This is a genomic window from Bartonella vinsonii subsp. vinsonii, assembly GCF_902825235.1.
In the GTDB taxonomy this organism is placed as follows: Bacteria; Pseudomonadota; Alphaproteobacteria; order Rhizobiales; family Rhizobiaceae; genus Bartonella; species Bartonella vinsonii.
Genome location: NZ_CADEAJ010000096.1, coordinates 1 through 255 on the forward strand (window position 1 = coordinate 1; position 255 = coordinate 255).

General features: G+C 29.8%; 1 protein-coding gene. It reads left to right on the top strand.

What is annotated here, in order from left to right; genetic code table 11:
* A partial coding sequence (locus tag J7R12_RS08805; RefSeq protein ID WP_208439092.1) for a hypothetical protein occupies positions 1 to 215 on the top strand: 215 nt, incomplete at its 5' end.
* Positions 216 to 255 lie beyond the last annotated feature (40 nt).

Genomic DNA, 255 nt, shown 5'->3' on the forward strand with positions numbered 1-255 from the left:
AGTCTTATGACATTAATCAATTGACTTCGAAAGAATCGAAATGGAGTTTATTAAATACATTTAGAACAAATATCGAGTCTGAAATGGGCGAAAACCGCCCAAAAAGCTACAAAATGCGTCAAAAAAAATTAACAAGATGCAATCAAGATGCAGTTTATAAACAGCCTATAAAAAGTAAACTACTGAAATTTGCTATTCATTTTATGGGAAATTGAAATAACTCCAATATGTGCTTTTAAGAGATCAAATATGCAA